Here is a 13,233-nt window from a genome sequence, read left to right as displayed (position 1 = left end):
CTCTCCCACAGGGAGAGGGAATAAACATTAACGGCTCACCACCTTCAGCAGAATTTCGCCGTACACCGGCATCAGCGGGTGGCGAATCAGCGCGACCAGGGCCACCACGGCCACACCCAGCGTCAGCGGGGCCAGCCACAAAAGACGAGAGCGCGGGAGATAGCGCGTCAGGCGATCGACGCTCGCTTTCGCGCTGCGCCACAGCCGCCAGCAGAGCCAGACCGCCAACCACAGCAGCAGCGCCGTGCCCAGCAGCAGCCACTTAAACTCACCGCTTTGCATCCCGTCAGGAATATCTATCGCCGCCCCTGCGAGGATCCCCGGCAGGAAGTAGAACGGCGGCCAGAAGACGCAGCCGATAATGTTCGGCACCACGAATTTCGCGACGGGCAGATCCAGCATCCCGGCCACCATCGGCACCAGCGGACGCGTTGGCCCGACAAAGCGGCCGACGAGGATGGTAAACATGCTGTGCTGATGCAGCGCGTGCTCGGTTTTATCCAGCAAGGCTTTGTTCTTTTTCATGAACGACCAGCGGTGCAGCGGCTTCTTAAAGCGCCAGCCCAGCCAGAAGGAGATCCAGTCGCCGAGCAGGCAGCCGATAATCCCGGCCAGCCACGCCTGCCAGAAATTAACCTCGCCGCTGCCAATCAGCGCACCAAGCCCTGCCATCATTACGGTGCCGGGCAGGATTAACCCGACGAGCGCCAGCGACTCCAGAAACGCCACCAGCGCCACGGCGATGAGCGAGTACATAACGGACTGGGTAATAAAGTGTTCCAGCAATGCCTGCATAACTATTCCGGTCAGAAAACGAATCAGCGATTCTGCTTAGCGCCCCGCACCGCGTCAAGGCAACAATTGTCTGAATAGTTTACAGGTTGCTTTCCGCATTCACCTGTTTGTTTATCTTTTTTTACCGATTATTCACATCCCGCGCGGAATTCACTCGGACTGGCACCGGTACATTTTTTAAATACGCGGGAGAAATAGAGCTGATCCTCAAAGCCTACGTTGCGTCCCACGGTGGCGATGGGCATCCGGGTGGTGCTGAGCAACAGTTTCGCCTGGCTGATGCGCTGATCTTCACGCCAGCTCAATACGCTGACGCCCAGCTGCTGGCGGAACAGATGCGACAGCCGCGACGGCGACAGGCAGACGTGCTGAGCAACGCTGGCGATATCAAACTGGCTATCGGCCAGGTGATCGCTGATGTACTGGCAGGCGTCGCGCACGCGGTTATCCAGCGGCGGGTTAAGCGACTCGTTAATCGCCTCCATCCGTCGCAGCAGCAGCTGTTCAAGGAGGTTTATCGCCAGCAGTTCGGCATAGCGACCACCGGCCTGCCCCGCCTCGATAATCTGGGCAAAAAGCTCGCGAAACTGCGCAAGATGAACCTCGTCCGGGCGATAAAAACCGGTGTGCGCAAAAATTGCTGGCCAGGAAAGCCACTCCTGCCAGTAGGCGCGCGGACGGAAGTAAACCCACTGGTGATACCACTCTTTGGCATCCGGATGGCGGCCATAGTGGTGGATCTCCCCCGGCGGGAACAGCAGGATATCTCCCGGGCGGCAGACAAACTGCTGGTCACCGTTCTTGATGATTCCTTCCCCTCGCACGGTGAGGTTGAGGATATACCCTTTCATCCCAAGCGGTCGGTCGACGTAAAAGTCGAGATATCCCTCAGCCTCGATAGGGGTCAGTCCCGCCACAAGGTGCGCGTTAAACGAGTATCCCGGCAGCAGGGGATCGTTTTGCGTTTCGGCCATAGATTCAGTTCTCCCAAGGGTCCTGAAGGAAACCAATTGTCCATATCACTAAAAGCAGCTTAAAAATGGCCCGCGTAAAGATCTAAAAAGCATCACGCCGCTTTTACGTCCGCCATGTTTCAGCCTTTCCCCCTGATTTCTTCGCCAGAGCAAGCAGATAACCAGTAACAAAAGTGTCTATAAGTGCGGCAGAAATGTCCACATTGAATATTTGCACGGCGTCACACTTTCCGTTGTAACAGCAATTTAGTCCATAAGATTAGCGGATCCTGCCTGACGACTTTTTCCCCCAGTCTCTAATGTTCTTCCATACCTGTTTTTTCGATGGAGCAACACCATGGCAATTGCGATTGGCCTCGATTTTGGCAGCGATTCGGTTCGCGCGCTGGCAGTGGACTGTACGTCCGGCCAGGAGATAGCAACCAGCGTTGAGTGGTACCCGCGCTGGCAAGAGGGGCGCTACTGTGATGCGCCGAACAACCAGTTCCGCCACCACCCGCGTGACTATATCGAGTCGATGGAAGCGGCGATCAAAACCGTCCTGGCCGAACTGACTGACGCCCAGCGAGCTGAGATTGTGGGGATTGGCGTCGACAGCACCGGCTCCACGCCAGCCCCTGTGGATGCCGAAGGACGCGTGCTGGCGCTGCGCCCGGAGTTTGCCGACAACCCGAACGCCATGTTCGTGCTGTGGAAAGACCATACCGCCGTGGAAGAGGCCGAAGCCATCACCCGCCTGTGCCATCAGCCGGGCAAAACGGACTACTCGCGCTACATCGGCGGGATTTACTCCAGCGAATGGTTCTGGGCCAAGATCCTCCACGTCACCCGTGCCGACGACTCCGTTGCGCAAGCTGCCGCGTCATGGGTTGAGCTGTGCGACTGGGTGCCTGCCCTGCTCTCCGGCACCACCCGCCCGCAGGATATCCGCCGCGGTCGCTGCAGCGCCGGGCATAAATCCCTGTGGCATGAAAGCTGGGGCGGCCTGCCTCCGGCCGCGTTCTTTGATGAACTCGACCCGATTATCAACAAGAGCCTGACATACCCGCTGTTTACCGACACCTTCACCGCCGATGTTCCCGTCGGCACCCTCTGCGAAGAGTGGGCGACGCGCCTCGGCCTGCCGCGAAACGTGGCGATCTCTGGCGGCGCCTTTGACTGCCATATGGGCGCCGTAGGCGCGGGCGCACAGCCAAACACGCTGGTCAAAGTCATCGGGACTTCCACCTGCGACATCCTGACGGCGGATAAAGCCACCGTCGGCGACCGCGCGGTGAAAGGCATCTGCGGACAGGTTGACGGCAGCGTGGTGCCGGACTTCATCGGCCTGGAAGCCGGTCAGTCCGCGTTTGGTGATATCTACGCCTGGTTTGGCCGCGTGCTGGGCTGGCCGCTAGACCAGCTGGCGGCGGCGCATCCTGAACTGAAAACACAGATAGCCGAGAGCAAAAAGCAGCTCCTGCCGCAGCTCACCGAAGCCTGGGCAAAAAATCCGTCTCTCGATCACCTCCCGGTGGTGCTGGACTGGTTTAACGGCCGTCGTACGCCGTTCGCCAACCAGCGTCTGAAAGGGGTGATCGCGGATCTCAACCTGGCAACCGACGCGCCTGCGCTGTTCGGCGGCCTGATTGCCGCAACGGCCTTCGGCGCCCGCGCGATTATGGAGTGCTTCACCGGGCAGGGCATCGACGTGAATAACGTGATGGCGCTGGGCGGTATTGCCCGTAAAAACCCGGTGATCATGCAGGCCTGCTGCGACGTGCTGAACCGTCCGCTGCAGATTGTGGCCTCCGATCAGTGCTGCGCGCTGGGCGCGGCGATTTTCGCCGCCGTGGCCGCAGGGGTCCATGCGGATATCCCGACCGCGCAGCAGCATATGGCGAGCGCCGTCGAAAATACGCTCCAGCCGCGTGCCCAGCAGGCACAACGCTTTGAACAGCTTTATCAGCGCTACCAGCAATGGGCAAAAAGCGCCGAACTTCACTATCTCCCTGTCGCCGCCCCGGCCAAAAGCGCCGCGGACACTACGGCAACCCTGACCCATTAAGGACACGATGATGACCATTTTTAATAACTATGAAGTGTGGTTTGTGATTGGCAGCCAGCATCTGTACGGACCGGAAGCGCTGCAGCAGGTGACAAAACACGCGGAGCACGTCGTTAACGCGCTGAATGCGGAAGCCAAGCTGCCGTGCAAACTGGTGCTGAAACCCCTGGGCACAACGCCGGACGAAATCACTCACATCTGCCGCGACGCCAACTACGACGATAAATGCGCCGGTCTGGTGGTGTGGCTGCACACCTTCTCCCCCGCAAAAATGTGGATCAACGGCCTGTCTATCCTCAACAAACCGCTGCTGCAGTTCCACACCCAGTTCAACGCCTCCCTGCCGTGGGACAGCATCGACATGGACTTTATGAACCTGAACCAGACCGCGCACGGCGGCCGCGAGTTCGGCTTCATCGGCGCGCGTATGCGTCAGCAGCATGCGGTCGTGACTGGCCACTGGCAGGATGGCAAAGCGCAACAACGTATCGGCTCCTGGATGCGCCAGGCAGTCTCTAAGCAGGATACCCGCCACCTGAAAGTGGTGCGTTTCGGCGACAACATGCGTGAAGTAGCGGTCACCGACGGCGACAAAGTGGCCGCGCAGATCAAGTTCGGCTTCTCCGTGAATACCTGGGCCGTGGGCGACCTGGTGCAGGTGGTGAATGAAATCAGCGATGGCGACGTGAGCGCGCTGGTGGACGAATACGAAAGCAGCTACCGCCTGACGCCTGCGGCACAAATCAACGGCGACAAGCGCCAGAACGTGCTGGACGCGGCGCGCATCGAGCTGGGCATGAAGCGCTTCCTGGAACAGGGCGGTTTCCACGCCTTTACCACCACCTTTGAAGATCTCCACGGTCTGAAACAACTGCCGGGTCTGGCAGTACAACGCCTGATGCAGCAGGGCTACGGCTTTGCGGGCGAAGGCGACTGGAAAACTGCCGCTCTGCTTCGCATCATGAAGGTGATGTCGACCGGTCTGCAGGGCGGCACCTCCTTTATGGAGGACTACACCTACCACTTCGAAAACGGCAACGATCTGGTGCTCGGCTCACACATGCTGGAAGTCTGCCCTTCCATCGCGGTAGAGGAAAAACCGATCCTGGACGTGCAGTACCTCGGTATTGGCGGTAAAGCCGATCCGGCGCGTCTGATCTTCAACACCCGCACGGGCCCGGCCATCAACGCCAGCCTGATCGATCTCGGCGATCGTTTCCGCCTGCTGGTGAACTGCGTCGATGCGGTTGAAACCCCACATTCTCTACCGAAACTGCCGGTCGCCAACGCCCTGTGGAAAGCACAGCCGGATCTGCCGACCGCTTCAGAAGCCTGGATCCTCGCAGGTGGCGCGCATCACACCGTCTTCAGCCACGCGCTGGATCTGAACGACATGCGTCAGTTTGCCGAGCTGCACGATATCGAACTGACCGTCATTGATAACGATACCCGCCTGCCCGCCTTCAAGGACGCGCTGCGCTGGAATGAAGTCTATTACGGTTCAAAACGCTAAAGCACGGAATGCCCGGTGGCGCCGCGTTTACCGGGCCTACGATCCTGTAGGCCGGATAAGCGAAGCGCCATCCGGCACTGGAGACAACAATGTTAGAAGAGCTCAAACGCCAGGTGCTCGAAGCCAACCTGGCGCTGCCGAAACATAATCTGGTGACCCTTACCTGGGGCAACGTCAGCGCCGTTGACCGCGAAAAAGGCGTGTTCGTGATCAAGCCTTCCGGCGTCGATTACTCGGTAATGACCGCAGACGATATGGTCGTTGTCAGCATCGAAACGGGTGAAGTAGTGGAAGGGAACAAAAAGCCCTCCTCCGATACGCCAACCCACCGCCTGCTGTACCGCTCATTCCCGACCATCGGCGGTATCGTGCATACCCATTCGCGCCACGCCACCATCTGGGCGCAGGCGGGCCAGTCCATCCCGGCGACCGGCACCACCCACGCGGATTACTTTTACGGCACTATTCCCTGCACGCGTCTGATGACCGATGCAGAAATCAACGGCGAGTATGAGTGGGAAACCGGCAACGTGATCGTTGAAACCTTCGAAAAACGGGGAATCGACGCGGCGCAAATGCCCGGCGTGCTGGTGCACTCCCACGGCCCGTTTGCCTGGGGGAAAAACGCAGAAGACGCGGTGCATAACGCCATCGTGCTTGAAGAGATCGCCTATATGGGGATCTTCTGTCGCCAGCTGGCGCCGCAGCTGCCAGATATGCAGCAAACCCTGCTGGATAAGCATTACCTGCGCAAGCACGGCGCGAAGGCCTACTACGGGCAGTAAACTGTATATAAACCCAGCATTAAAATCTTAACCAGGCTATAATCAGGCCTGGTTTTGTTTTCTGGGATAACGGCGTGGCGCAGGCGCAAGAAGGCTTTTTACTGACCCGACACTGGCGGGATACCCCTCAGGGCACCGAGGTCGCGTTCTGGCTGGCGACGGACAACGGTCCGCTGCACGTTACGCTCCCCCCGCAGGAATCCGTGGCTTTTATTCCGGAAGCGCACGTCGAAAAAGTGAAAGAGCTGCTGCGCGGCGAAAACGGCTGGCGTATCACTCCGCTTGAGCTGAAAGATTTCCACCGTCAGCCGGTTTACGGCCTCTACTGTCGCGCCCATCGTCAACTGATGCGCTATGAAAAACTGCTGCGCGAAGCAGACGTGACGCTCTACGAAGCGGATATCCGCCCACCGGAACGCTTTCTGATGGAGCGGTTTATTACCGCGCCCGTCTGGGTGGACGGCACCGCGCATAACGGCAGCCTCGTTAACGCGCGGCTGAAGCCGAACCCGCACTACCGCCCGCCGCTGAAGTGGGTATCACTGGATATCGAAACCACCCGCCACGGCGAACTGTACTGCATCGGTCTGGAAGGCTGCGGCGATCGGGTTGTCTATATGCTCGGGCCGCCGAATGGTAATGCCTCCGCGCTGGATTTCCGGCTTGAGTACGTCAGCAGCCGCCCGCAGCTGCTGGAAAAGCTTAACCAGTGGTTTGCCGACTACGATCCCGACGTCCTGATCGGCTGGAACGTGGTGCAGTTCGATCTGCGCGTGCTGCAAAAGCACGGCGAGCGTTACCGCATTCCGCTGATGCTCGGGCGCGGCAACAGCGAGCTGGAATGGCGCGAGCACGGTTTTAAGAACGGCGTCTTCTTCGCACAGGCGAACGGTCGCCTGATTATCGACGGCATTGAGGCGCTGAAATCCGCCTTCTGGAACTTCTCTTCATTCTCCCTCGAAGCGGTGGCGCAGGAGCTGCTTGGTGAAGGTAAATCCATCGACAACCCCTGGGACAGAATGGACGAGATCGACCGGCGCTTTAACGAAGACAAACCGGCGCTCGCCACCTATAACCTGAAAGACTGCGAGCTGGTCACGCAGATATTCCATAAAACCGAGATTATGCCGTTCCTGCTGGAGCGCGCGACGGTGAACGGCCTGGCAGCTGACAGACACGGCGGCTCCGTGGCGGCTTTCAGCCACCTCTATTTTCCGCGGATGCACCGGGCAGGATACGTCGCCCCCAACCTTGGGGACGTGCCGCCGCAGGCCAGCCCCGGCGGATATGTCATGGACTCCCGGCCAGGATTGTATGACTCCGTTCTGGTGCTGGACTACAAAAGCCTCTACCCGTCGATAATTCGCACCTTCCTGATCGACCCCGTCGGGCTGGTGGAAGGCCTGGCCCAGCCGGATGATGAACACAGCACCGAAGGCTTCCTCGGCGCACGCTTCTCGCGGGAAAAACACTGTCTGCCTGAGATAGTGGGAAACATCTGGCACGGCCGAGATGAGGCCAAGCGCCACGGCAACAAGCCGCTATCGCAGGCGCTGAAAATCATCATGAACGCCTTTTACGGCGTGCTGGGCACCAGCGCCTGCCGCTTCTTTGACCCGCGGCTGGCGTCGTCGATCACCATGCGCGGACACGAGATCATGCGCCAGACTAAAGCGCTGATTGAGTCCCGGGGCTATGACGTCATCTACGGCGACACGGACTCCACCTTTGTATGGCTTAAGGGCACTCATTCAGAAGAAGACGCCGCGCAAATCGGCAAAGCGCTGGTTGCCTTCGTGAACAACTGGTGGCAGGAACATCTGCAGAAAGCGCGCTTAACCAGCGCGCTGGAGCTGGAATTTGAAACCCATTTTGCCCGCTTTTTAATGCCCACCATTCGCGGTACCGATCAGGGCAGCAAGAAGCGCTACGCCGGGCTGATTCAGGAAGGCGACGCGCAGCGGATGGTCTTCAAAGGGCTGGAGACGGTACGTACCGACTGGACGCCGCTGGCGCAGCAGTTCCAGCAGACGCTTTATCTGCGGGTGTTCCGCAATGAGCCGTATCAGGACTACGTGCGCGAGACGATAGCCAGCCTGATGGCGGGCGAACTTGACGCGCAGCTGGTGTACCGCAAGCGTCTGCGCCGTCCGCTGGCGGAGTACCAGCGTAACGTTCCTCCGCACGTCCGCGCCGCGCGCCTGGCGGATGAAGAAAACGTCCGCCGCGGCCGCGCGCCGCAGTATCAGAACCGGGGGACCATCAAATACGTCTGGACGATTAACGGCCCGGAACCTGTGGATTATCAGCACTCGCCTCTGGATTATGAACACTATCTGACGCGTCAGCTTCAGCCGGTTGCCGACGGAATTTTGCCCTTCATCGACGATGATTTTGCTACACTGGTTACAGGGCAACTTGGCCTATTTTGACGCGTGACGAAATGGCTGCCATCCAGTACCATAGCGCCCTTTCCATTCCCGGACCCATTTTTCGATGACCGTTTTTTCTGACGGTAGTCGAACTATTGCCTGCAATTAAAGATTAGAGCCGAACAACTATGCCTTTTACACTTGGTCAACGCTGGATCAGCGATACAGAAAGCGAACTTGGATTAGGAACCGTCGTAGCAATCGATACGCGTATGGTTACCCTCCTCTTCCCTGCCACCGGTGAAAACCGTCTGTACGCTCGCAATGACTCCCCTGTAACCCGCGTGATGTTTAACCCGGGTGACACCGTGACCAGCCATGACGGCTGGCAGCTCAAGATTGAAGACGTAAAAGAAGAGAATGGACTGCTCGCCTACATCGGGACTCGCCTGGACACCGACGAGTCAAATGTCATCCTGCGTGAAGTGTTGCTCGACAGCAAGCTGGTGTTCAGCAAGCCGCAGGACCGCCTGTTTGCCGGGCAAATCGACCGTATGGATCGCTTCTCCCTGCGCTATCGCGCGCGTAAGTTCCAGAGTGAACAGTACCGCATGCCGTGGAGCGGTCTGCGCGGCCAGCGCACCAGCCTGATCCCCCACCAGCTGAACATCGCCCATGACGTGGGCCGTCGTCACGCGCCGCGCGTGCTGCTGGCAGATGAGGTGGGGCTGGGTAAAACCATTGAAGCGGGCATGATACTGCATCAACAGCTGCTTTCCGGCGCTGCCGAACGCGTGCTGATTGTGGTGCCAGAAACCCTGCAGCACCAGTGGCTGGTTGAAATGCTGCGCCGCTTTAACCTGCGTTTCTCCCTGTTCGACGACGAACGCTATGCCGAGGCGCAGCATGATGCGGACAACCCGTTTGAAACCGAACAGCTGGTGATCTGTTCCCTGGACTTCGTGCGCCGCAGCAAGCAGCGTCTTGAGCACCTGTGCGATGCCGAGTGGGATCTGATGGTGGTCGACGAAGCGCACCACCTGGTCTGGAGCGAAGACGCGCCGAGCCGCGAATATATGGCTATCGAGCAGCTTGCCGAGCGCGTGCCTGGCGTCCTGCTGCTGACCGCAACGCCGGAACAGCTGGGTCTGGAAAGCCACTTCGCCCGTCTGCGCCTGCTCGATCCAAACCGTTTCCACGACTTCGGGCAATTTGTGGAAGAACAGAATAATTACCGTCCGGTGGCGGATGCCGTCGCGCTGCTGCTGGCGGGCAAGCGTCTTTCTGATGACGAACTCAACACCCTGAGCGATCTGATTGGCGAGCAGGATATCGAGCCGCTTTTGCAGGCCGCTAACAGCGACAGCGAGAACGCGGAATCCGCGCGCAAAGAACTGATCGACATGCTGATGGATCGCCACGGCACCAGCCGCGTCCTGTTCCGTAACACCCGTAACGGCGTCAAAGGCTTCCCGAAACGCGAGCTGCACACCATCAAGCTGCCGCTGCCGACGCAATATCAGACGGCCATTAAAGTTTCCGGCATTATGGGCGCGCGCAAAACGCAGGAAGAGCGCGCTCGCGACATGCTCTACCCGGAACAAATCTACCAGGAATTTGAAGGCGATACCGGCACCTGGTGGAACTTCGATCCGCGCGTAGAGTGGCTGATGGGCTACCTGACCGCGCACCGTTCCCAGAAGGTGCTGGTGATCTGCGCCAAGGCGGCCACCGCGCTGCAGCTGGAGCAGGTCCTGCGCGAGCGCGAAGGCATTCGCGCCGCCGTGTTCCACGAAGGCATGTCCATCGTTGAACGCGACCGCGCCGCGGCGTGGTTTGCCGAAGAGGACAGCGGCGCTCAGGTTATGCTTTGCTCTGAAATCGGTTCTGAAGGCCGTAACTTCCAGTTCGCCAGCAACCTGGTGATGTTCGATCTGCCGTTTAACCCCGATCTGCTGGAGCAGCGTATCGGCCGTCTGGACCGTATCGGTCAGGCCCATGATATTCAGATCCACGTGCCGTATCTGGAAAAAACGGCCCAGTCCGTGCTGGTGCGCTGGTTCCACGAAGGTCTGGACGCGTTTGAACATACCTGCCCGACGGGCCGCACCATTTACGATCAGGTGCATGGCGATCTGATCGGCTACCTGGCCGCGCCGGAAAACACCGACGGCTTTGACGATCTGATTAAGTCCTGTCGTGAGAAGCACGACGCGCTGAAAGCGCAGCTGGAACAGGGCCGCGACCGCCTGCTGGAGATCCACTCCAACGGCGGTGAAAAAGCGCAGGCGCTTGCCGAAAGCATTGAAGAACAAGATGATGACACCAGTCTGATCAGCTTCTCTATGAACCTGTTCGACATCGTCGGTATTAACCAGGACGACCGCGGCGAGAACCTGATTGTCCTGACCCCGTCGGATCACATGCTGGTTCCGGATTTCCCGGGCCTGCCGGAAGATGGCTGTACCATCACCTTCGAGCGCGATGTGGCGCTGTCCCGCGAAGATGCCCAGTTTATCACCTGGGAACACCCGCTGATCCGCAACGGTCTGGACCTGATCCTCTCCGGCGATACCGGCAGCAGCACCATCTCCCTGTTGAAGAACAAGGCGCTTCCGGTGGGTACCCTGCTGCTGGAGCTGATCTACGTTGTGGAAGCGCAGGCGCCGAAACAGCTTCAGCTCAACCGCTTCCTGCCGCCAACGCCTGTCCGCCTGCTGCTGGACAAAAAAGGTACGAACCTGGCGGGACAGGTTGAATTCGAGAGCTTCAACCGACAGCTGAGCGCGGTGAACCGCCATACCGGCAGCAAGCTGGTGAACGCGGTCCAGCAGGACGTGCACGCTATTCTGCAACAGGGCGAAACCCAGATTGAGAAAGCGGCCAGAGCGCTGATTGATGCCGCGCGCGCGGAAGCCGACGAGAAACTGTCTGCTGAGCTGTCGCGTCTGGAAGCGTTGAAGGCCGTGAACCCTAACATCCGTGACGACGAACTGGCAGCGATTGAAAGCAACCGTCAGCAGGTGCTGGAAAGCCTCAATCAGGCTAGCTGGCGCCTGGATGCCCTGCGTCTTATCGTTGTGACGCATCAGTAACCGGAGCGCAAGATGGTGATGGAGCCGTACAATCCGCCGCAGGATCCCTGGCTGGTCATTCTGTATCAGGATGAACACATTATGGTGGTCAACAAGCCCAGCGGGCTGTTGTCCGTGCCGGGTCGTCTGGACGAGCACAAAGACAGCGTGATGACGCGCATTCAGCGCGATTATCCTCAGGCGGAGTCTGTCCATCGCCTGGACATGGCGACCAGCGGCGTGATTGTGGTGGCGCTGAACAAAGCGGCGGAACGCGAGCTGAAGCGCCAGTTCCGCGAGCGCGAGCCGAAGAAGCAGTATGTCGCCCGCGTCTGGGGTCACCCGGCGCAGGCCGAAGGGCTGGTGGATTTACCGCTGATCTGCGACTGGCCGAACCGGCCAAAGCAGAAGGTGTGTTATGAAACCGGCAAGGCCGCGCAGACCGAGTACGAAGTGCTTGAGTACGCGCCGGATAATACCGCGCGCGTCCTGCTAAAGCCGATTACCGGACGCTCGCACCAGCTGCGCGTGCATATGCTTGCGCTGGGTCATCCGATTCTGGGCGACAGGTTTTACGCGCCGCCTGAAGCGCTGGCCTTAGCGCCACGTCTGCAGCTGCACGCGCAGACGCTCACCATCACCCATCCGGCCTTCGGTAACGCGATGACGTTTAAAGCCCCGGTGGACTTCTAAAAAAAAGCCCGACATCGTCGGGCTTTTTCTATTTGAAACCTTTCTTCTCTTTAATCAGTTCGTACGCTTTCTGAATTTCCTGCGCTTTTTGCTTTGCCATCTCCATCATTTCTGGCGGTAAGCCTTTCGCGACCAGCTTGTCCGGATGGTGCTCGCTCATAAGCTTACGATAGGCACGTTTGATCGTGGTCTGATCGTCAGAGGGCTTAACGCCAAGCACATTGCAGGCATCTTCCAGCGTTGGACCACGCTGCGCCTGCTGCCAGGCACCGCCGGACGACTGCTGGTGATAGCCACCGCCAAACTGTGCCCCGCCCTGCATCATGCGCAGGAACTGGTCGAACTGCATGCGGGAGATGCCCAGCTCTTCCGCAATGACGTACAGCACGTCACGTTCATTAGGGTGTAGTGAACCGTCCGCGAAGGCCGCCTGGATTTGAATTTCCAGAAACATCCGAATTAAATCAAAACGTCCAAAACAGATGCTGCGGAACTGACGCATTTTTTCGCGAAGCGGATAGTTATCGGATTTCCCGATGCGAAACGCATTTTGCGCTTCCAGACGGGAGTCGCCGTGCAGGTTCATGCGATCCATAAAAACGCTGGCAATCTGAATATCGGCTTCTGTGACACGCCCTTTGGATTTGGTTAAGTGCCCCATGACCTCAAAGGTGGTGGAGAAAAAGAGTGACTGACGCTCGCGCTGATTGGCAAACCAGGCCATTTTGCGGCTGCGCGCCTTATCAAACATATGGCCAATAATAAGCCCCAGCACAATTCCCCAGAACCCGGCACCCATGATGATGGCGAACGCAACGCCGATTATTTTACCCCAATACTGCATATACTCCCCGGATAGTCATATTCCTTGCCGACGCAACGTCATCATCACTGTGTTCAAGTCACGGTCAATTGAAGGACATCGCCTATAATTTGCTTTATCATACTCGTCATTCGATAGCGAGCCTAACACTCTGGCA

Annotated in this window: 9 protein-coding genes; 6 read left to right on the top strand and 3 right to left on the bottom strand. The window is 58.7% G+C overall.

Annotated elements, in window-relative coordinates; all coding sequences use genetic code 11:
- Window positions 1–27: 27 nt before the first annotated feature.
- Window positions 28–795 carry a DedA family protein gene (locus AB3N39_RS03405; RefSeq protein ID WP_063616175.1) on the bottom strand — a complete coding sequence of 256 codons (768 nt, stop codon included), beginning with the start codon at window positions 793–795 and terminating at the stop codon, window positions 28–30.
- Between the two features lie 128 nt (window positions 796–923).
- Complete coding sequence (araC, locus tag AB3N39_RS03400) at window positions 924–1,769, bottom strand: arabinose operon transcriptional regulator AraC (RefSeq protein ID WP_023310373.1); 846 nt, start codon at window positions 1,767–1,769, stop codon at window positions 924–926.
- A gap of 337 nt (window positions 1,770–2,106) precedes the next feature.
- On the opposite strand from araC, the gene araB reads away from it, so the two are divergent.
- The 6 genes from araB to rluA all read left to right on the top strand — a co-directional run bounded on the left by araB (window position 2,107) and on the right by rluA (window position 12,253).
- Window positions 2,107–3,816, top strand: coding sequence for a ribulokinase (araB, locus tag AB3N39_RS03395; protein ID WP_274242011.1), 1,710 nt, complete (start codon window positions 2,107–2,109; stop codon window positions 3,814–3,816).
- 10 nt (window positions 3,817–3,826) lie between these two features.
- On the top strand, window positions 3,827–5,329 hold the full coding sequence (gene araA, locus AB3N39_RS03390; protein ID WP_032649842.1) for an L-arabinose isomerase: 1,503 nt from the start codon (window positions 3,827–3,829) through the stop codon (window positions 5,327–5,329).
- A gap of 89 nt (window positions 5,330–5,418) precedes the next feature.
- Complete coding sequence (gene araD / locus AB3N39_RS03385) at window positions 5,419–6,114, top strand: L-ribulose-5-phosphate 4-epimerase (protein WP_133293763.1); 696 nt, start codon at window positions 5,419–5,421, stop codon at window positions 6,112–6,114.
- Window positions 6,115–6,188: 74 nt separating this feature from the next.
- Entirely contained in the window at window positions 6,189–8,546 is a 2,358-nt protein-coding gene (polB, locus tag AB3N39_RS03380) for a DNA polymerase II (RefSeq protein ID WP_367897076.1), read from the top strand.
- Between the two features lie 128 nt (window positions 8,547–8,674).
- Window positions 8,675–11,581 (top strand): RNA polymerase-associated protein RapA, encoded by a 2,907-nt coding sequence (rapA, locus tag AB3N39_RS03375; protein WP_367897075.1) that lies wholly within the window; start codon window positions 8,675–8,677, stop codon window positions 11,579–11,581.
- A gap of 12 nt (window positions 11,582–11,593) precedes the next feature.
- Window positions 11,594–12,253 carry a bifunctional tRNA pseudouridine(32) synthase/23S rRNA pseudouridine(746) synthase RluA gene (rluA, locus tag AB3N39_RS03370; protein WP_008502014.1) on the top strand — a complete coding sequence of 220 codons (660 nt, stop codon included), beginning with the start codon at window positions 11,594–11,596 and terminating at the stop codon, window positions 12,251–12,253.
- 28 nt (window positions 12,254–12,281) lie between these two features.
- Here the strand turns inward: rluA and djlA are convergent, their stop codons facing one another.
- Window positions 12,282–13,097, bottom strand: coding sequence for a co-chaperone DjlA (gene djlA / locus AB3N39_RS03365; RefSeq protein ID WP_008502016.1), 816 nt, complete (start codon window positions 13,095–13,097; stop codon window positions 12,282–12,284).
- Between the last annotated feature and the right edge of the window lie 136 nt (window positions 13,098–13,233).

Source organism: Enterobacter vonholyi, from assembly GCF_040834095.1.
GTDB lineage: Bacteria > Pseudomonadota > Gammaproteobacteria > Enterobacterales > Enterobacteriaceae > Enterobacter > Enterobacter vonholyi.
The sequence above is the reverse complement of the archived record's forward strand: the minus strand, read 5'-3'. Positions and strand labels throughout refer to the sequence as shown.